General features: G+C 68.6%; 15 protein-coding genes. 5 read left to right on the top strand and 10 right to left on the bottom strand.

Features of this window, described 5'->3' with window-relative positions; translation table 11 throughout:
* Positions 1-170 precede the first annotated feature (170 nt).
* On the top strand, positions 171-917 hold the full coding sequence (locus MKK54_RS02445; RefSeq protein WP_244008913.1) for a PIG-L deacetylase family protein: 747 nt from the start codon (positions 171-173) through the stop codon (positions 915-917).
* Positions 917-1,768, top strand: a complete 852-nt coding sequence (locus tag MKK54_RS02450) for a glycosyltransferase family 2 protein (RefSeq protein WP_244008963.1) — start codon at positions 917-919, stop codon at positions 1,766-1,768. Before MKK54_RS02445 ends, MKK54_RS02450 begins: the two co-directional genes overlap by 1 nt.
* Positions 1,769-1,775: 7 nt before the next feature.
* Here MKK54_RS02450 and MKK54_RS02455 read toward each other — a convergent pair whose 3' ends face one another.
* Genes MKK54_RS02455 through MKK54_RS02465 form a run of 3 tightly spaced genes read right to left on the bottom strand, consistent with a single transcriptional unit; the run spans position 1,776 to position 5,009 of the window.
* Positions 1,776-2,834, bottom strand: coding sequence for a glycosyltransferase (locus MKK54_RS02455; protein ID WP_244008914.1), 1,059 nt, complete (start codon positions 2,832-2,834; stop codon positions 1,776-1,778).
* Entirely contained in the window at positions 2,831-3,934 is a 1,104-nt protein-coding gene (locus MKK54_RS02460) for a glycosyltransferase (protein ID WP_244008915.1), read from the bottom strand. Before MKK54_RS02460 ends, MKK54_RS02455 begins: the two co-directional genes overlap by 4 nt.
* The gene (locus MKK54_RS02465) at positions 3,927-5,009 is read right to left on the bottom strand and encodes a glycosyltransferase family 4 protein (RefSeq protein WP_244008916.1); all 1,083 of its coding nucleotides are present in this window, start codon (positions 5,007-5,009) and stop codon (positions 3,927-3,929) included. Before MKK54_RS02465 ends, MKK54_RS02460 begins: the two co-directional genes overlap by 8 nt.
* A 440-nt stretch (positions 5,010-5,449) precedes the next feature.
* On the opposite strand from MKK54_RS02465, the gene MKK54_RS02470 reads away from it, so the two are divergent.
* Together MKK54_RS02470 and MKK54_RS02475 are read left to right on the top strand one after the other, a co-directional pair.
* A complete protein-coding gene (locus MKK54_RS02470; RefSeq protein ID WP_244008917.1) occupies positions 5,450-5,746 on the top strand; it encodes a hypothetical protein in 297 nt (98 codons plus the stop codon).
* Positions 5,747-6,161: 415 nt separating this feature from the next.
* The gene (locus MKK54_RS02475) at positions 6,162-7,217 is read left to right on the top strand and encodes an HD-GYP domain-containing protein (protein ID WP_244008918.1); all 1,056 of its coding nucleotides are present in this window, start codon (positions 6,162-6,164) and stop codon (positions 7,215-7,217) included.
* 110 nt (positions 7,218-7,327) lie between these two features.
* Here the strand turns inward: MKK54_RS02475 and MKK54_RS02480 are convergent, their stop codons facing one another.
* The 7 genes from MKK54_RS02480 to gltB form a co-directional block, all read right to left on the bottom strand.
* The gene (locus MKK54_RS02480; RefSeq protein ID WP_244008919.1) at positions 7,328-8,710 is read right to left on the bottom strand and encodes a class II 3-deoxy-7-phosphoheptulonate synthase; all 1,383 of its coding nucleotides are present in this window, start codon (positions 8,708-8,710) and stop codon (positions 7,328-7,330) included.
* Positions 8,711-8,950: 240 nt separating this feature from the next.
* Positions 8,951-9,256 (bottom strand): RNA polymerase sigma factor region1.1 domain-containing protein, encoded by a 306-nt coding sequence (locus MKK54_RS02485; protein ID WP_244008920.1) that lies wholly within the window; start codon positions 9,254-9,256, stop codon positions 8,951-8,953.
* A 64-nt stretch (positions 9,257-9,320) separates the two neighbouring features.
* Positions 9,321-11,624, bottom strand: coding sequence for an FdhF/YdeP family oxidoreductase (locus MKK54_RS02490; RefSeq protein ID WP_244008965.1), 2,304 nt, complete (start codon positions 11,622-11,624; stop codon positions 9,321-9,323).
* A gap of 122 nt (positions 11,625-11,746) precedes the next feature.
* Positions 11,747-13,177 carry a glutamate synthase subunit beta gene (locus MKK54_RS02495; protein WP_244008967.1) on the bottom strand — a complete coding sequence of 477 codons (1,431 nt, stop codon included), beginning with the start codon at positions 13,175-13,177 and terminating at the stop codon, positions 11,747-11,749.
* Positions 13,178-13,247: 70 nt separating this feature from the next.
* The gene (locus MKK54_RS02500; RefSeq protein WP_244008921.1) at positions 13,248-13,649 is read right to left on the bottom strand and encodes a type II toxin-antitoxin system VapC family toxin; all 402 of its coding nucleotides are present in this window, start codon (positions 13,647-13,649) and stop codon (positions 13,248-13,250) included.
* Entirely contained in the window at positions 13,650-13,880 is a 231-nt protein-coding gene (locus MKK54_RS02505) for an antitoxin (protein WP_244008922.1), read from the bottom strand.
* 42 nt (positions 13,881-13,922) lie between these two features.
* The gene (gltB, locus tag MKK54_RS02510; RefSeq protein WP_244008923.1) at positions 13,923-18,638 is read right to left on the bottom strand and encodes a glutamate synthase large subunit; all 4,716 of its coding nucleotides are present in this window, start codon (positions 18,636-18,638) and stop codon (positions 13,923-13,925) included.
* A 634-nt stretch (positions 18,639-19,272) separates the two neighbouring features.
* Here gltB and MKK54_RS02515 point away from each other — a divergent pair.
* Positions 19,273-20,202: a hypothetical protein gene (locus MKK54_RS02515; RefSeq protein WP_244008924.1), complete on the top strand. Its 930-nt coding sequence runs from the start codon at positions 19,273-19,275 to the stop codon at positions 20,200-20,202.
* Positions 20,203-20,207 lie beyond the last annotated feature (5 nt).

The raw sequence follows: 20,207 nt of genomic DNA on the forward strand, positions 1-20,207 counted from the left end.
GTCTCGCTCAGCCCGCGCGGCGCCCGAGCGAAGTCCAAATCCGCTATCCCGAAGGGATCGATCGGATTTGGTGTAAGGCCGGGGCGGCTCCGGCCCTCGTTCAGGCAGCGATCAGGGAACCCCGGCTAGAAAAGCGGCTCGCGATCGCCGCGCCGTCACACGAGCCCGTCATGCACGCCGATGCCTTCCTCGCCGCCGCCGAACGCCTGCCGGTGGTCGATCTCGATACGCTCACGGGCGGTGCGGGGCTCGTCGTCGTGGCGCCGCATCCCGACGACGAGAGTCTCGGCTGCGGCGGCGTGATGGCGGAAGCCCGTGCCCGTGGGCAGACGGTCGAGGTCGTGATCGTCAGCGACGGCTGCGGCTCGCACACACACTCGGCCCTGTACCCGCCCGACAAGCTGCGGACGCTTCGCGAGCAGGAGACCCGCGACGCCGTCGAGGCCCTCGGCGTGCCGGCTGAGTGCGTGACGTTCCTGCGCCTGCCCGATGCCGGCGTTCCGCGTTCGGGCCCGACCGCCGAGGCGGCCGCCGCCCGGATCGTCGACATCGCCAAGCGCGCCGGCGCTGGCGCGGTCTGCGTGACCTGGGGGCACGACCCGCATTGCGACCATCAGGCCGCTGCCGCCATCGTCACGCTGGCGCGAGGCCGGCTCGGCAGGATCCGCAGCTTCGCCTATCCGGTCTGGGGCTGGACCCTGCCGGAGGGCACCGAGGTCGGGGACGCGCCGACAGGATACCGGATCGATGTCGGCGTTCACCGGGCGGCCAAGGCCCAGGCCGTCGCCGCTCACCGATCGCAGACGACGGACCTCATCGCCGACGATCCCGCCGGCTTCCGGCTGGAGGCGGCGATGATCGAGCGCTTCCTCGGCCGTCACGAGATCTTCATCGCCATGGACCCGTCCGCCTCGTGATCGCCGGAACCACCGTCATCACCCTGAACAAGGGCCGGGACGCGCATCTGGCGCGCCTCCTCGAAGGTCTCGCGCGCGGTCCTCACCCGGAGGATTGCATCGTGGTCGAGATGGGGGCCGAGCCTGCGCCACTGACGGAGCTCGGGTTTCCGATCCGCCGCGTCGTGCTCGATGCTCCGGGCCTGCCGCTGGCGCGGGCCCGCAACGCGGGCCGGCGGGCGGCGACCACCGAGCACCTGATCTTCCTCGACGTCGATTGCATCCCCTCCGCCGATCTCGTGCCGCGGCTGAGCGCCGACCTGGAAGAGGCCGATGGCCTGATCTGCTGCGAGATCCGCTACCTGCCCGCCGGTGCCGTCGCGGATGGCTGGACGGAATCCGGCCTGCGCGCGGCCGGCCATCCGCACCCCGTGCGCCACTTCCCCGAGAGCGGACGCGAACGCTCGGGGAATGCCGGCCTGTTCTGGTCCCTGGCCTTCGGCGTGCGCGCGACGACCTTCGACCGTCTCGGCGGTTTCGACGAGGGCTTCGACGGCTATGGGGCCGAGGACACCGATCTCGCCTTTCGAGCAGACGCGCTCGGTGTTCCGGTGCTCTTCACCGCCGGGGGCCGGGCCTTCCACCAGCACCACCTCGCCTGCGACCCGCCGCTGCAGCACTTCACCGACATCGTCCGCAACGCAGAGCGCTTCCATGGCCGCCATGGGATCTGGCCGATGGATGGCTGGCTCGACGCCTTCGCGGCGCGGGGCCTGATCGGCCCGGACTGGCGCACGACCCTCTCCGTCCTGCGCCAGCCGACGACGGAGGAGATCGCGGCCACGCGGGTACCCGCCGACCGCCCGTTCTAAGGTCGCTTCAGGCGCGGCGTGCCTCGGCCCGGTCGGCGACGTCGCCGATGAGCCGGGCCGCCCGAGCGACGGCGCCGGGCTCCGCGAGGGCCCCGATGCGCGCCGGGTCGAGCCGCAATCCGGCGGCGATCAGGGCCGGCCATTCGGACCCTCGCGGCCAGGCCGGGCAGTGGATCGCAGCGGCCATCGCCGCCAGGGCCTCGGCCTTGGCGACCTGTTCGTCGAAGGCACGCGGCTCGGGCAGGCAGAGGAAGCGCTTGGCCAGGGCCGCCACCGTCGAGACCACGCCGTCGCCACCGGCTCCCACCACCAGGGCGGCCCGCGCGAGGAACGCGGCCGGATCGGCGACCCACCCGTAAAGGGTGAGATTCGCGGGCAGATCGGCGGCGACGCCCTCGACCGGTCCAAGGACGTGCCAGTGCCGCTCCGGAACCGCGCGGGCCGCATCGGCAAGGTCGGTGATCCGGCCTCCCTCGCCGCCCCGCCCGTAGACGACGACGATCGAGCCGTCGTCCGAGACGGGGGTCGCGACGGTCCCGGGCGCCAGCATGCCGGCATAGAGGGTCTTTGCCCGAACCCAGTCCGGCGTTCCGGCCGCCTCGAGTTCGGGAGAGAAGAACGCCAGGACCGCCTCGGCGCTTCGGAAAGCCTCGCAATGGGGCGTGTCGGTGCGGTTGCCGGACAGGCGCACCACCAGGGTCGGCACCGACATCAGGCGCGCGAAGAGGGCGATCTCCACCGAGACGTCGACGACGATCAGCGCCGGGTCGGCCTCGACGATCCAGGCCGCGAGACGGCCCATGCGCGCGCGCACGTTGTCCGCGCCGACCGGCGCGTAGTGGAACGCCTCCGGGCGCGCGGAGGCGCCATCCCGTCCGTCGAAGCGTGCGAGCAGACGATCGTCGGGCAGGTCGAGGGTGGGCGCGCGTGCGCCACGCGTGTCGAGATCCGCCAGCGTTCCGATCAGCGTCACCGGGCGGTCCAGGGCCTCCGCGATGAGGTTCGCCCGCTGCCAGTGCCCGGCGCCCTGATGATGGACATAGTAGCCGATGGGCCGGCGGCTCATGCGACGCGCGCCATCCCGGCCTCGGCGAGCATGGCGTGCAACCCTGCCAGGGCCTCCTCCAGCGGCACCGCCACCGCCTCCGGGATTCCCTCGCCGACCCGCGCCTCGACGCGCTCGACCAGGGCGATCGCGTTCGGGCAATGCGTCGGGGCGACGGCGGCGATATCGGCCGGCGAGAGGCCGAGGGCCCGCAAGGCCGCCTCGGGTCCGGCCGGATCGGTCAGCGTCGCGGCGATCGCGCGACGGCGCTCGATCAGGCTGCGCCAATGCCGGGCCGATGGCAGCCGATAGGCCTCCGTGCCGGCAGCGACGCGCGCCCGGCGCACCATCTCGGTCGCCATCCCGCCCTGGACCCGGCCGATGCCGCGATCCGAGACCAGGATCGAGACGTGGGGGCAGTGACGCACGCGGCCGCCATGCCAGCGCACGCGCGAGACCAGCGCGTTGTCCTCGCCGCAGGGCAGCATCGGCAGGCCGCCGACCCGCTGATAGAGATCGGCCCGCAGGCACAGGCTGGCGGCGACGTGATCGCCGTGGCGCGGAGCGGGATCATGCGCCGGCGGATCGAATGCCTCCTCCAGGTCGCGCACCGCCGACCAGTATTCCTCGATCCGATCGTGAAGCGCGCGGATCGCCGGGTTGTCCGCGCGCTCGTCGCCCTGCAGGCGCAGGCGACCGCCGACGAGCTCGCTCCCGCGCAGGGCGCGAAGGTTGGCGCGCACCCAATCCGGTGGCGTGATCGCGTCCGCATCGGTGCTGAGCAGGACGCCGTCGGCGACGCCGTCCTCGGCCAGCCACGCGACGCCGGCATCGAGCGCCCGGCGTCGCGCCGTCCCCACATGCGCGTCCGGAGGCGCGATCGTCGCCTCGACGATGCGCAGATCGAGATGAGGGACAACGCCGTCGCTCCGCATCGCGCGCAGGGTGGCGGCGGTGGCGTCGGTGCAGTTGTTGGCGAGCACCAGGACGCGCAGACGCGCCCCGTCACCGTAACCGTCCTGCCGGTCGAGCGAGCGGATGAGGCGGGGCAGCGCCTCCGCCTCGTTGCGGGCCGGGACGCAGACCACCGCCCGGCCGAGGGACAGGTCCATCTCAGGCATTGATGACGCGTGCCGTGATGGCTGCGCGAGCGGCCCGCTGAAGCTCCATGTCGTAGAGCTGCTCGTACCGGTCGGTCATCGTGCTGGCATCGAAGAGATGCTCGGCCCGGCGACGGCAATCGGCCCGGTCGAGGCGGATGGCCTGGGTCACGGCCCGACCGAGATCGGCGACGTCGTCGGCATCCGCCAGCACGCCCGAGGCGGCATCGAGGATGTCGGGGATCGCACCCCGCCGGAAGGCGGCGACGGGCGTGCCGCAGGCGAGGAACTCGGCGAGCACGAGGCCGAACGGCTCCTCCCACCGCGGCGTACACAGGGCGACATGCGCCTCGCCGACCCGGGCCGCGAGGTCGTCGTGCCCCAGATGTCCGAGATAGGTGATGTCATCGCCGAGCCGCGGCGCGATCTCGGCGTCCCAATAGGCGGGGTTCGAACGGGGACCGGCGAATTTCAGCGGCAGTCCTGCGGCGCGGGCGGCATCGATGGCGAGGTGCGGACCCTTCTCGGGGACGAGGCGACCCATCCAGATGGCGTGCGGTGCTCCCTTCGGCGCAGCGGAGTAGCGGAAGGCATCGAGATCGATCCCGTTGCCGATGACCTGCGGCTCACCGAGCAGGTCGCGCCATTCCCGTGCCAGGGAGGGCGACACCGCCGCGAAGGTCATGTCGCGGGCGCGGGCTCGGACGCCGCGCACGAACGGCTCGAAGGGCGGCGTGTGAAGGGCCGTCACCATCGGAACGGCCAGTTCGCCCGCCCGCAGCAGCGGAAGGAAGTGCAGGCTGTTGTTGTGGACGAAATCGTAGCCGCCGGCCACGACCGCATCCATGATCCGCACGTAGGCGGCGTGCTCGGCGGCATCGATCCGGGCTTCCGAAACGTCGTCGAAGGCACAGCCCGTCGGAGGACAGACCGAGACGAGATCGAAATGTCCACGTGACCCCTCCGAAGCATAGAGGGTGACGGAATGCCCGCGCGCCTGGAGCGCCGATGCGAGCAGATGCGTGTGCATCTCCAACCCCCCCGAGAACGGCTGAGCGATCGGGAACTTGAGGTGCGCGATGATGGCGATCTTCACGGGATGCGGATCACGGACGTTCGAGGGCGGGAGGCACCGGATTGCAGGAAGCCGGACCATCGGAGCCGGTATCGCGGGGATGCCGGCGATGGAGAGGAAGCCATCCCGATCCACAACGTAACGTGAACACGCGGGCGGAAAAAGGCGGCTGGTGTACCAGAGACACGATCCTGTTCGTCGCAGGTGCGGTGTCGAGCCGGCGTGCCGACCCCCGGGGCAGGAGGATCATCGTCTCCGACGGACGAGGTCATCCGCGCGCAGTCAAGGCCATGGTCTCATTGCGCCGCAACATCGAATGCGCAGTCCTCATCGGCGTCGGTGTCAATGCAGGCCGATGGCCCGCAAGTCTCGCTGGCGCCCAGCATCAGGAACCAAGGCAATCACGCGACGTTGAGAGCCCGATAAGAATCACGTCTGCGACGAACAAGTCTGGAGATCACATGTCCCGCCTGACGACACTCGCCGGTACGGCCTTCATCCTCGGTCTGTCGGCGACCACCGCCTTCGCGGCCCCGTGCAGCACCGGCTCCACGGGCCAGAACCCGAGCCAAGCCGACAAGTCCTCGAAGGTCGAGCCCGGCTCGACCGGGAACGTCACGCCGGGCGCCAAGGCCGAGTCGCCCGGCACCGTCGGCGCCCTGAACGGTGTCGGCACCGACCGCGCGACGTCGCCCAGCGATGTGGCCAAGCAAACCGAGGGTAAGCCGACGGCCGCGCAGAAGGCCGAAGGCTGCTGAACCCTCCGATACTCGGCCGGGCGGACAGGTGACGCGTCGCGGAGCGAGGTGGATGACGTGAAGGACGCGCGGACCGCGACGGGCGAAAGCTCCGCGGTCCGCGCTCGCGTGACGGACGAACGATCGCGGGGGCGACGTCATCTCCCGCTCCACCCCGTCGAACAGACACCTCCGAACCACAGATCGTCCGCGAACGACGGGAATTGCGGCGAATTCACCTCGGCGTTTTTATCCGACTTTCTTGCACGTTCGGCAGCTGACTTCCACACCGAGTGAGGCACAAGCAATACTCTCCCGCGAAAATCTAACCTTGATGTCGGCGCGCCAGAATTTATTGTTGCGTCGACAGCGGCTCGGATAAACGACTTGTTTTCGATTTCGGCGCATAACGCGGCGTGGGAGGAACAAAGCCGTTATGCGACAGGGCGCGATCTATCTGCTGACCGACCGTCCCGATCGGAGCGCCGCCCTCGAGACGCTGATCAAGGCGATCGGGCAGTGCAAGGTCGTCGGCAGCAGCGAGGAGGCCGTCGGCTATACCAAGCCCTGCGCGATCGTATCGGATCTGACCCTGACCCGTCGTGAAGCGGTCAGTCGGTTGCGTGCCTTCATTCCTCATGGAAAGGCGGCCGAGATTCCGCTCATCTGCCTGCTGCGCTCGACGTCGGATCGCGATCTGCGCCTTGCGCGCGATCTCGGCGCCACCGTCTGCTTCCCGGCCTACACGGCGCCGCACATCGTCGTGAACGCGCTGCTCGACCAGATCGGCCCGGACGAATCCGACCCGAAGATCCTGCCGGTCGTGCAGGGAGTCACCCGCGCGACGGAAGTGCTCACGGGTCTCTTCGATGGTGTTCGGGACGGGGGCACGATCGCCCTCCCGCAGCTCGATGCCAGCCTCGACCCGATCCTCTCGGCCGTGCGCGAAGGCGGCTTGAACCGCTGGTTGGAAACCGTCTGGACGCACGATGACGCCACCTACCAGCACTGCCTGCTGGTGGCCGGCGTGGCGGCGCAGTTCGTTCTGCATCTCGGCTTTCGCACGGAGGACCGCGAGCACTTCGTGCGCTCCGCCCTGTTGCACGACGTAGGCAAAGCCAGGATTCCCCGCGAGATCCTGAACAAGCCCGGCCGCTTGGACGCCGACGAGACGACGATCATGCGCCAGCATCCCGTGATCGGCTACGAGATCCTGCGCGACAGCGGATGCGATGCCACGACCCTCGGCGCCGTTCGTCACCACCACGAGATGCTGGACGGATCGGGCTATCCGGATGGGCTCGTGGGCGCCGAGATCAGCGACACCGTCCGCCTCCTGACGATCTGCGACATCTACGCGGCGCTCACCGAACGGCGGTCCTACAAGCCGCCGATGCCGCCCCGCGATGCCATGGCGATCCTCGAAAGTATGCAGGGCAAGCTCGAGATGCGCCTCGTGCAGCGCTTCGGCGACGCGATGCTCGCCTCCTGATCGGCGGAGGATTCGCGACCGGACGGACCGGCACGGGACATCGACGGCATCGCTGCAAGCCGTATCCCGATCCGCCGCTCCGCCCGTGTCGCTTCTACCGCGAGCGGCCGCTATTCGGCGGCGTCGAGGCGCGGCCGCTCGATCGCGGTGCGCTCGCGCTTGACCAGCTCGGCGGTCAGGAAGGCCACTTCCAGGGCCTGCTCCGCGTTCAGGCGGGGATCGCAGTAGGTGTGGTAGCGGTCGCGCAGATCGTCGGCCGTCAACGCCCGGGCGCCGCCCGTGCATTCGGTGACGTCCTTGCCGGTCATCTCAAGATGGATGCCGCCCGCGACGGTCCCCTCGGCGCGATGGACGCCGAAGAAGCCTTCGATCTCCTGCATCACCCGCTCGAACGGACGCGTCTTGTATCCGCCGGCCGAGATGGTGTTGCCGTGCATGGGATCGCAGACCCAGACCACGTTGCGCCCTTCCCGCTCCACGGCCCGGATCAAGGCCGGCAGATGCTCGCCGACCTTGTCCGCGCCGAAGCGGCAGATCAGCGTCAGGCGCCCGGCCTCGTTGGCGGGGTTGAGCTGGTCCACGAGCCGGATCAGGCCCTCGGCCGTCATCGACGGTCCGCATTTCAGGCCGATCGGGTTCTTGATGCCGCGCGCATATTCCACGTGCGCGTGGTCCGGCTGACGCGTGCGATCACCGATCCACAGCATGTGCCCCGAGGTGGCGTACCAGTCGCCGCTGGTGGAATCGACGCGGGTCAGCGCCTCCTCGTAGCCCAGCAGAAGGGCCTCGTGGCTGGTGTAGAAATCCGTGGTGCGGACTTCCTGGTGCGTCTCGGGGTTGATGCCGATGGCCCGCATGAAGTCCAGGGTTTCGGTCATCCGTTCGGCGCAATCGGCGTAGCGCGAGGATTGCGGCGAATCCTTCACGAAGCTCAGCATCCAGCGGTGCGAGTTCTCGAGGTTCGCATAGCCGCCGGTGGCGAAGGCGCGCAGCAGGTTCAGCGTCGCCGCCGACTGGCGGTACGCCTCCAGCTGCCGGCGCGGATCGGGCACGCGCGCCTCTTCCGTGAAGCTGAGCCCGTTGACGATGTCGCCCCGGTAGCTCGGCAGGCTCACGCCCTCCAGCGTCTCGGTCGGCGAGGAGCGCGGCTTGGCGAACTGACCGGCGATGCGGCCGACCTTCACCACGGGTGAACCGCCCGCGAAGGTGAGGACTAGTGCCATCTGCAGGAAGACGCGGAAGAAATCGCGGATGTTGTCGGCCGAATGTTCGTCGAAGCTCTCGGCGCAGTCGCCGCCCTGAAGCAGGAACGCCTCGCCCGTGGAGACACGGGCCAGGGCGGACTTCAACTTGCGCGCCTCGCCTGCAAAAACGAGCGGCGGGAAGCTCGCCAGTTGCGATTCGACGGACTCGAGGGCGGCGGCATCCGGATAGGCCGGGACCTGCTGGATCGGCAGGTTACGCCAGGTCTTCGGTGTCCAACGCTCGGCCATAATCGTCTCCGTTCCGCCTTTCGGTCGGGTCCGCGCGGCGGAAAGCGCCGCGGAGAGCGGGGCTTATAGAGCGGTTCTCACGCGGAGGCGAGGGAAAGCGCGGACGCGGCTGCCATTCCCGGTGCGCGCGGCGCACTGGATTGGCGTGGGGCGGGACGATCACCCGACCAGAACATCGGTCGGAGCCCGTCCACGTCGCCCGAGTGAGACCGTCTCCGCTTCGATCGAGCAGAGACAGTATCACTCCCCGGCCGGATCGCCGTCCTCGATGGCGATCCCGTGCTCCGAGAGAATCCAGAAGATGGCTTCGAGGTCCTCGGCCGTGACGTCGCGCGGCGGGAGGGCCTCCTCCAGGTCCTCGTAGGTCAGGCGACGCTGGCGCTGCGCCTCGGCCTTCGCCAGCAGGAGGTCGACGGTCCGGCGCATGTCCTCTGACAACCCGCCATGGCCGCGTGGCCCCTCCTCTCCGGCCGGATGCAGCGCCTCGGCGAGCATGCGGTCGATGATGGCCTGGCGCCGGTCATGCGCGTCGTCGAAGCGTTCCATGCAGCGATTATGGGTCGCCGAAGCTGGCCGTCGAGGGAGTGGCACCGGAAAAACCGGCCCGGCGTCAATCCGCGACCGCGAGCGGCCCCCCCTTCCGGATGCGCACCGGGATCGCCTTGGCGGCCGGTGTCTTGGCCTGCGCGTCGTAGTGCCAGAGGGGGATCAGGGCATTGAGCTCCGGGTAGTAGCCGCCGACATTGCCCGCGGGAATGCCATACTTGATCACGCGCAGGCCTCGGACCTCGCGGACGAATTCGTCCTTCGCCTCCGTCACGAGGTCGACATCCTCGCCATCGGACAGGGCGAGCCGCTCCATGTCGTCGCCGTTCATGAACAGCACCATGCGGGTACCCTTCACGCCTCGGAAGCGATCGTCGTAACCGTAGACCGTGGTGTTGAATTGGTCGTTCGATCGCAGGGTGATGAGGTCGAGCACGTCGCGCCGGTCGCTTCCCATGTCGGGGTCGGCTTCGAGGCCGCCCGGCACCGTGAAATTCGCCTTGCCCGTCTCGGTCTCCCACTTGCGGTCGCGGGCCGCCAGCGGCTTGTGCAGCCCGCCCGGATCGAACATCCGCCCGTTCAGGTCATGGAACACGGTCGGATAGGTCGCCTCGATCGCGTCGCGGACCTTGGCGTAGTCACCGACCCAGGCGTCCCAGTCGACCTTCGGATTGGGGGGAAGCAGGCTCTTGGCGATCTCGGCCACGATCCAGGGCTCGGATCGCACGGCCTCGCTCACCGGCTTGGTCTGGCCACACGAGCCGTGGAAGCAGGAGGTCGAATCCTCCATCGAGACCGCCTGGGGACCGCTGGCCTGGACGTCGACCTCGATCCGGCCGAGACAGGGCAGGATGTAGGCGACCTCGCCGTGGACGAGGTGCGAGCGGTTGAGCTTGGTCGAGATCTGGACCGAGAGGCGTAAAGATCGCCAGGCCTCCTCCATCCGCACCGTGTCGGGCACCGCCCGGACGAAGTTGCCGCCGAGCCCCACGAAGGCTTTGACCTCGCCGGCGACGATGCCCTCACAGGCTTCCACGGTGTTGAGGCCCTTCTCGCGCGGGGGCTCGAATCCGTAGAGGTCCTTCAACGTGTCGAGGGGAGCGAGTTCCGGTTTCTCCGTGATGCCGACCGTGCGCTGGCCCTGCACGTTGGAATGCCCGCGCACCGGGCAGAGGCCGGCGCCGGGGCGGCCGACATTGCCGCGCAGCAGCATCAGGTTGACGAGCATCTGCACGCCCTCGGTGCCGCGACGATGCTGCGTCAGGCCCATGCCGTAGACGGCGATCACCGAGCGGGCGCGGGCATAGACCGTCGCTGCCTCCTCCAGCGCCTCGCGGGTCAGGCCGGAACGCGCCTCGATGGCCGGCCAGCCCTGCCCGTCGCAATAGGTGACGAAATCCCGGAAGCCGTGCGTGTGCTCGGCGATGAAATCGACGTCGAGGATGCGAGGTCGGCAGACTTCCGTCGCTTCGCGGTCGGCGGCGATGAGCACCTTGCACATGCCGGTGATCGCCGCGATGTCGCCGCCCGCCTTGACCTGATGATACTGCGTCGAGATCTCGGTGGAGCTTCGCGTGAGCATCTCGGTGGGCGATTGCGGGTTGGTGAAACGCTCGAGTCCGCGCTCTCTCAAGGGGTTGAAGGTGATGATCGGAACCCGCCGCTTGCGGGCATCCTGCAGCGGATGAAGCATCCGCGGCGCGTTGGAGCCGACATTCTGGCCGAAGAACAGGATCAGGTCGGTCGATTCGAAGTCTTCCAGGATCGTGGTGCCGACCGGACTGCCGATCGAGGCTTTGAGGCCGACCGAGGTCGGCTCGTGGCACATGTTCGACGAATCGGGGAGATTGTTGGTGCCGTGCATGCGCGCCATCAGGGCGTACATGTACGAGGTCTCCAGGGAGGCCCGACCGGAGGTGTAGTAGATCACCGAATTCGGATCGAGGGCGCGCAGTTCACGCCCGATCTCTGCGCAGGCGTCTTCCCACGAGACGGAAACGTAGCGGTCGGTGGCGGGGTCGTAGCGCATCGGATGGGTCAGGCGGCCCTTCTCCTCCAGCGCGTAGTCGGTCCAGCCCAGCAGTTCCGTCACCGAGTGGCGGGCGAAGAAGTCGGGTCCGACCCGCTTGGCGGTCTGCTCCCAGACCGTCGCCTTGGCGCCGTTCTCGCAATATTCGAAGGTGCTGGGCTTGGCGGGCTTCGACCATGCGCAGGACACGCACATGAAGCCGCCAGGCTTGTTCTGCTTCATCAACAGGGCGGCGCCCGAGACCGGGATTTCTTCCCGCTTCAGGATTTCCGCGAGGGACCCCGCCGAGCCCCAGCCACCCGCGGGGCCGTCATAGGGTTCGATCTTCGGCTCGGCCATCGGCTCGGTCATGCGCGGGTCCCGACTTCATCGTGTGTCGGAAGGGCAATCGGGAGCGGGTGCACGGTGTTCCGGACTGCGACGGTTGGGCCGTCACAATCCGGAATCGGAGGTCTTCGGCCTCAGCGCGGCAGGATGCTCGCGCCCATCAGGGCTTCGTCGATCGAGCGGGCGGCCTGACGGCCCTCGCGGATCGCCCAGACCACGAGCGACTGCCCACGGCGCATGTCGCCGGCGGCATAGATCTTCTCGTTCGAGGTCCGGTAGTCGAGCTCGTTGGCGGTGACGTTGCCGCGCTTGTCCATGACGACGCCCGACTCTTCCAGGAGGCCCTTGCGCACCGAGCCGGCGAAGCCGATCGCCAGGAAGACGAGGTCGGCCGGGAGAACGAACTCGCCGCCCGGCACGGGCTGGCGCTTCTCGTCGACGCGGGTGCAGACCACGCCGGTGAGCTTGCCCTTCTTGCCCTCTAGACGAAGCGTCGCCGCCTGGAACTCGCGCTCGGCGCCCTCGGCCTGGCTGGATGAGGTCCGCATCTTCGTCGGCCAGTACGGCCAGACCGAGAGCTTGTCCTCGCGCTCGGGCGGACGCGGACGGATGTCGAGCTGCGTCACCGACAGGGCGCCCTGGCGGAACGAGGTCCCGACGCAATCCGAGGCGGTATCGCCGCCGCCGATCACCACGACGTTCTTGGCGGTCGCCAGGATCGGCGCCTCGCCGTTGCCCGGCATCGGCTCGGCCCCGACGCGGCGGTTCGACTGCACCAGGAACGGCATGGCGTAGTGCACGCCGGCCAGATCCTGACCCGGAAGCTGCGGATTGCGCGGATCCTCGGCGCCACCGGCGAACAGCACCGCGTCGAACTCCGCCGTGAGTTCGTTCAGCGGCTTGTTCACGCCGACATTGACGCCGTAATGGAAGCGCACGCCCTCGCCTTCCATCTGCTTCACGCGCCGGTCGATGTGGCGCTTCTCCATCTTGAAGTCGGGGATGCCGTAGCGGAGCAATCCGCCGGCCTTCGGCTCACGCTCGAAGACGTGGACCTCGTGGCCGACGCGGGCGAGCTGCTGCGCCGCCGCCATGCCGGCCGGGCCGGAGCCGATCACCGCGACCTTCTTACCGGTCTTGTGCTCAGCCGGCTCGGGCTTGACCCAGCCGTTGTTCCAGGCGCGATCCGCGATCGCCTGCTCGATGGTCTTGATCGCCACCGGCTGGTTCTCGAGGTTCAGCGTGCAGGCCTCCTCGCAGGGCGCGGGGCAGATGCGGCCGGTGAACTCGGGGAAGTTGTTGGTGGAGTGCAGGTTGCGCGCCGCCTCCTCCCAGTCGGACTGGTATACGAGCTCGTTCCAGTCCGGAATCTGGTTGTGGACCGGGCACCCGGTGTCGCCATGGCAGAACGGAATGCCGCAATCCATGCAGCGCGCCGCCTGCTTCTTGAGGTCGTGCTCGTCGAGCGGCAGCGTGAACTCGCGGAAGTGCCGCACGCGATCGGCGGCGAGCTGATACTTCTGCTCCTGCCGGTCGAATTCGAGGAAACCCGTGACCTTGCCCATAACCGAAAGCCCCACCTTATCTTCGTTGCTCCGCGCGAAGCGGAGACTCAATCCTTCGCGCGAATGCGCGCTAGCGCTCGAACCAGTTCTCCACCCGCAGACCCGGTACGCGTGAGAACTCGCCGACATTGTCGGTCACCATGACACTCGCGTCGCACAACGCCTGCGACGCGATCAGGAGGTCGTTCGCGCCGATCGGCGTTCCGGCTCTCTCCAGGGCCCAGCGGACCTCGCCATAGACGCGATCGGCCGGGGGAGAGAACCCGGCGACGTCGATGGCGTCGAGGACGCGCTCGACTTGCCGGGAAAGGCGCTCCGATCCTCGCTTGGCCGCCCCGAAGCGCAGTTCGGCGGCGACGACGACGCTCGTATAGACGTTGGCCTCGCCGACCTCGCCGATCTTCTCAGCCAGATATCCGTTTGGAGCCCGAACGAGTCCCGAGAGGATGTTCGTGTCGAGAAGGTAGCGCATCTAGAAGGCGACGGCTTCGGGCGGCCGGTCCTCGATCTCCGGCCAATCCTCGTCGATCGGAGACAAGCCCGCGAGTGTCGCGAGCAGCGACGGCCGCCGGAGAGGAACCAGCGTCAAAAGCCCGTCCTCCACCTGAAGCAGGGCCTCGTCCCCGGGCAGCGCGAACTCGGCCGGAATCTCGATGGTCTGGGACGGACCGTTGCGATGGAGCCGCACGCGTCTCTCGATCATGAAGCCCTCCTCTTCCAGTCCGCCCCAGACGACCCGAAACGCCTATTCGGCCGCCACCGGCATCCGCGCCATCTCCATTTCGCGCAGGGCGCGCCGGTACTCCACCGGCATCACCTTGACGAACTTGGTGCGGTAGCCGGCCCAGTCATCGAGGATCGCCTTGGCACGCGGGGAGCCCGTGTACTTCAGGTGATTGGTGATGAGCTGGGACAGGCGCTCCTCGTCGTGGCCGGACATGTCGGCCAGGATGTCGACGCGGCCCTTGGTCTCCAGGTCGCCGTCCTGGTGGAAGCGGCGCATGAGGTCGTCCTCCTCCTCCACGGGCTCCAGATCGACCATGGAGAGGTTGCAGCGGGCCGAGAACGAGCCGTCCTCGTCGAGCACGTAGGCGATGCCGCCCGACATGCCGGCCGCGAAGTTGCGACCGGTCTCGCCGATCGAGACGACGACGCCGCCGGTCATGTACTCACAGCCATGGTCGCCCATGCCCTCGACCACCGCGATGGCACCCGAGTTGCGCACGGCGAAGCGCTCGCCGGCCGAACCCCGGATATAGGCCTCGCCCGCGATCGCGCCGTAGAGCACGGTGTTGCCGGCCATGATGGTGTGCGAGCCCGGCGCCTTCAGTTGATCGGACGGGCGGATGATGAGCTTGCCGCCCGAGAGGCCCTTGCCGACATAGTCGTTGGCGTGGCCCGTGAGCACCACGGTGACGCCGGCCGCCAGCCAAGCGCCGAAGCTCTGCCCGGCGGTACCGGAGAGTTCGACCCGGATGGTGTCGTCGGGCAGGCCCTCGTGGCCGTACGCCTTGGCGACCATGCCGGAGAGCATGGCACCGGCGGTCCGGTCCGAGTTCCTGATGACGTCCCGCACCACCACGGGCTCGCCACCGTCGAGCGCCGACTGCGCGCCCGCGATCAGGCGACGGTCCAGCACGGTGTCGATCGGGTGCTTCTGCTTCTCGGTGTGCCGGATCGCGACGTGCTCGGGCACGTCGGGACGGTGGAACAGCTTCGAGAAGTCGAGGCCCTTGGCCTTCCAGTGCTGGATCACCTCGAGGGTGTCGAGGTAGTCGGCCCGGCCGATGAGGTCCTCGAGCTTGGTGAAGCCCATCGCCGCCATCAGCTCGCGCAACTCCTCCGCCACGAAGAAGAAGTAGTTGATCACGTGCTCGGGCGTGCCCTTGAAGCGCTTGCGCAGGACGGGGTCCTGCGTCGCCACGCCCACCGGGCAGGTGTTCAGGTGGCACTTGCGCATCATGATGCAGCCGGCCGCGATCAGCGGCGCGGTGGAGAAGCCGAACTGGTCGGCTCCGAGCAGCGCCGCGACGAGCACGTCGCGGCCCGTGCGGATGCCGCCATCGGCCTGGAGCACCACGCGCCCGCGCAGGTGGCTGAGCACCAGGGTCTGCTGGGTCTCGGCGAGCCCCGTCTCCCAGGGGCCGCCCGCGTGCTTGATCGAGGTGAGCGGGGCCGCGCCCGTGCCACCGTCGAAGCCCGAGATGGTGATGTGGTCGGCGCGCGCCTTGGCGACGCCCGTGGCGACCGTGCCGACGCCGACCTCGGAGACGAGCTTCACCGAGACGTCGGCCGCCGGATTCACGTTCTTCAGGTCGAAGATCAGCTGGGCCAGATCCTCGATCGAGTAGATGTCGTGGTGGGGCGGCGGCGAGATCAGGCCGACGCCCGGGGTGGCGTAGCGGACCTTGGCGATCTTGGCATCGACCTTGTGGCCGGGCAGCTGGCCGCCCTCGCCGGGCTTGGCGCCCTGCGCGACCTTGATCTGCATCATGTCGGAATTGACGAGGTATTCCGTCGTCACGCCGAAGCGGCCCGACGCCACCTGCTTGATCGCCGAGCGGCGCGAGCGCCCGTCCGCCATCGGCTTGAAGCGCTCGACCTCCTCGCCGCCCTCGCCCGAATTCGAGCGGCCGCCGAACGAATTCACCGCGATGGCGAGCGTCTCGTGCGCCTCCTTGGAGATGGAGCCGTAGGACATCGCGCCCGTCGCGAAGCGCTTGACGATGTCCGCCGCCGGCTCGACCTGATCGATCTCCACCGGCGCGCGGCCGAGCTCGGCAGCCTGCTTGATGCGGAACAGGCCCCGGATGGTCTTGAGGTGGTTCTCCTGCTCGTTCACGAGGCGCGCATATTCGCGGTAGCGATCGGGCAGGCCCAGACGCACCGCGTGCTGGAGCGTGGCGACCGAATCCGGCGTCCAGGTGTGGCTCTCGCCGCGCAGGCGGTAGGCGTACTCGCCGCCGACATCGAGGGCGGTGCGGTAGATCGGTGAATCCCCGAAGGCGTCCGAATGGCGCCGCGCGGTCTCCTGCGCGACCTCGGCCATGCCGATGCCCTCGATGGTGGTGGCGGTGCCGAAGAAATCGCGGGCCACGAAGGACGAGTTCAGGCCGATCGCGTCGAAGATCTGCGCGCCGCAATAGGATTGATAGGTCGAGATGCCCATCTTGGACATGACCTTGAGCAGGCCCTTATCGATCGACTTGATGTAGCGATAGACGATCTCATCCGGCGTCAGGTCCGGCGGGAACTCGTCCTTCATCGCGATCAGCGTCTCGAAGGCGAGGTAGGGGTTGATCGCCTCGGCACCGTAGCCGGCCAGACACGCGAAGTGATGCACCTCGCGCGGCTCGCCCGACTCGACCACGAGGCCGACCGAGGTACGCAGCCCCTTGCGGATCAGGTAGTTGTGCACGGCGGCCGTGGCGAGCAGAGCCGGGATCGCGATACGATCCGGGCCGATCCCGCGATCCGACAGGATGATGATGTTGTAGCCGCCGCGTACCGCGACCTCGGCCCGGTCGCAGAGGCGATCGACCGCGCCCTCCATGGCGGCCGCCCCGGTCTCGGCCGGGAAGGTCATGTCGAGGGTCTTGGTGTCGAAGCGGTCCTCGAAATGCGAGATCGAGCGGATCTTCTCGAGATCGCCGTTGGTGAGGATCGGCTGGCGCACCTCGAGGCGCTTCTTGCGGGAGGCGCCCTCCATGTCGAGCAGGTTCGGGCGTGGGCCGATGAACGAGACGAGGCTCATCACGGCCTCCTCGCGGATCGGGTCGATCGGCGGGTTCGTGACCTGCGCGAAGTTCTGCTTGAAGTAGGAGTAGAGCGACTTCGGCTTGTCCGAGAGCGCCGAGAGCGGCGTGTCGGTGCCCATGGAGCCAACCGCCTCCTGGCCGGTCACGGCCATGGGCGCCATGAGGAGCTTCAGGTCCTCCTGGCTGTAGCCGAAGGCCTGCTGGCGATCGAGTAGCGACACGTCCGAGCGCGAGGCGCGCGGGATGACGGGCTTCAGGTCCTCCAGAACGATCTGGGTGTTCTTGACCCATTCGGCGTAGGGGTGGGCTGCGGCGAGCTCGCTCTTGATCTCCTCGTCGGAGACGATGCGGCCCTTCTCCAGGTCGATGAGCAGCATCCGACCCGGCTGCAGGCGCCAGGATTCGACGATCTTCTCGTCGGGGATCGGCAGCACGCCCATCTCGGAGGCGAGCACCACGAGGCCGTCATCGGTGACGAGATAGCGGGCCGGGCGCAGACCGTTGCGGTCCAGCGTCGCGCCGATCTGACGGCCGTCGGTGAAGCACACGGCCGCCGGCCCGTCCCACGGCTCCATCAGGGCGGCGTGGTACTCGTAGAAGGCGCGGCGCTCCTCGCCCATCAGCGGGTTGCCGGCCCACGCCTCGGGGATGAGCATCATCATCGCATGGGCGAGCGAGTAGCCGCCCTGCACGAGGAATTCGAGCGCGTTGTCGAAGCAGGCGGTGTCCGACTGGCCCTCGTAGGAGATCGGCCAGAGCTTGGAGATGTCGTTGCCGAACAGCTCCGAATCGACGCTGGCCTGGCGCGCCGCCATCCAGTTCACGTTGCCCCGCAGGGTGTTGATCTCGCCGTTATGCGCGACCATCCGGTAGGGGTGGGAGAGGCGCCAGGTCGGGAAGGTGTTGGTGGCGAAGCGCTGATGCACGAGCGCGAGGCCCGAGACGAAGCGCTCGTCCTGCAGGTCACGGTAATAATCGCCGAGCTGGTCGACCAGCACCATGCCCTTGTAGACGATAGTCCGGGTCGACAGCGAGACGGGATAATAGGTGCTCGCCCGCTCGTCCTTGAGCCCGTAGACCTTGTTCGAGATTACCTTGCGGGCGGTGAACAGGCGGCGCTCGAAGGCGTCCTCGTCCGCGATGGTCGCGGGCCGGCCGATGAAGACCTGACGGTGGAAGGGCTCCGTCTCCTTGACCATGACGCCGAGATCGCTCGGGTCCACCGGCACGTCGCGCCACCCGAGGAAAGGCAAGCCCTCGTCGGCAAGCGCCTTGACGACGATCTCCTCGACGAGGCCGCGCGCCTCCGGATCCTTCGGCAGGAAGAACTGACCGACGCCGTAATGGCCGGGCTCGGGCAGCGCGATGCCGAGGGCCTCGCATTCCGCCTTGAAGAAGGCGTGCGGGATCTGCACGAGGATGCCGCAGCCATCGCCCATCTTCGGATCGGCGCCGACGGCGCCGCGATGGTCCAGGTTCTTCAGGATCTGGAGGCCTTGCTGCACGATGGCGTGGCTGCGCCGGTCGTGCATGTCGGCGACGAAGCCGACGCCGCAGGCATCGCTCTCGCGGGCCGGGTCGTAGAGCCCCTGGGCTTTCGGCAGGGCCCGGTCGCGCACGATCAGCGGCGCGCCGCCGTCGCGGGTGGCGGGAACCGGCGCCTGCGACGCCCCGAACTCAGAAGATGCGACCACGTCCACCATCTCTCGCCTCCGACCTGCCCGCATGCGAGCATGTTTCATGCCCAGAGGCCAAGGGGCATCTGGGTTCGCGTCTCTCGACAGCGTCGGCTCTAGGCGGGTTCTTCGGTCAGAAGCGCCCGCTCCTCGCGGGCTCGACGCCGGCTTGGTCTCAAGCCGTGCGGGCCCGGATCGCCATCATGGCAACCGGCTTCGAATCTCGTTTGGTCGCCGGCACACTCACCTGAGCGAGATCCTCACAGCCATCCGGGCAGGCTCTCTACCGGAAATGGGACAGCCTTGCTGTCCTACCGAGGGAAAGTGACAGATTTTAACCGCTCCAGCAAGTGCGTGCCGAGGCGCACACCACGGTTTTCCGGCCTGGAACCCACCGCCAAATGCGGAAACGATGCCGCAGGGTGAAGGCAGCCCCGGGAGCGGACCGATCCGGGATCTGACGGCGCGGAACAATTCCGCCGCAGCGACCCCGCATTGTCGCCCCAATCCAACGCTTAACACGGTTCCGCCGAGCACAAGCGGCATGCGGGGTTGCGAGACCCGGCGGATCGTGAACCGGGGGACCTGCGCCAACAGCAGGCCTCCGGATCGACCCCTTATCTGGATTCCGAACCCGATGAATCCGTGTCGCAGGACGCCCATGCGTGCATCCCCGTCACTTCGCGCCATATCCGCAGGCCTCGTCGCGGGCTTTCTCACGGTATCGGCCCTCGGGATCGGCAGCGCCCGGGCACAGTATGCCTACGAGCCGGACCCGATCATGCCGCCGCGCGCCGTGGTCTGGCGCCTGAACGACCGTGGCTTCACCGACGTCACGCGCCCTCAGTTCGACGGACGAGCCTACATCGTCGAGGCCTCGAACCCCTATGGCGACCGGATGCGCCTGTTCGTGGACTCGCGCGACGGCCGAATCATCGGGCGCCAACGCCTGGATGTCCCGCCCGAGCCCGTGGCACGGATCGCCCGCCGCGGCGCCCCCGGCTATGGCTGGACGGAGGAGGACGAAGGACCGCGCCGGCCGATCCGCGAGGCCGAGCGATTCGTCCCGCCCGCCGACATTCCCTTTCCGCAAAGCCAGTCGCGCCGGGCACGTCCGGCCTCGCCGGAGCGCCAGGACCTCGCGGCACGAACCGATCCCGGCCTCCAGGCCGCGCCGCCGCCGCGCGCCGAGCCGATCGATCGCAATCCGATGGGGCTGAACCCGGATGCGCGCGGCTCCGACGCCAGGCCGAAGGCCGATACGCCGCGCAAGGCCGCGCGGTCGAAGCCGCCGGTCCAGCCCGCAGCGCCCTCCGTGACGCCGGACGCCCCGAAGCTCTCGGACGTCCCGCCGGCCGCAGCGAAGATCGAGGCCGCGCCGGGCACGGCCAGCGCCGCGATCGCGCCGCCCAAGGCCACATCGCCGGCCGCCTCGGGATCGAGCATGACGCCCGCCTCGGTGCAGCCTCCACCGGCCGACAAGCCGGCTGCCCAGAGCTGGAAGGACGTTCCGGCCGAGGCCAAGCGTCCGGTGCGGGTGATCGGAGGAGCCACGATCGTGCCCGGCACCAGCGCCAAGGACGCCGAGTAGGACCG

It is taken from the genome of Methylobacterium sp. J-068 (assembly GCF_022829445.1).
Lineage (GTDB): Bacteria > Pseudomonadota > Alphaproteobacteria > Rhizobiales > Beijerinckiaceae > Methylobacterium.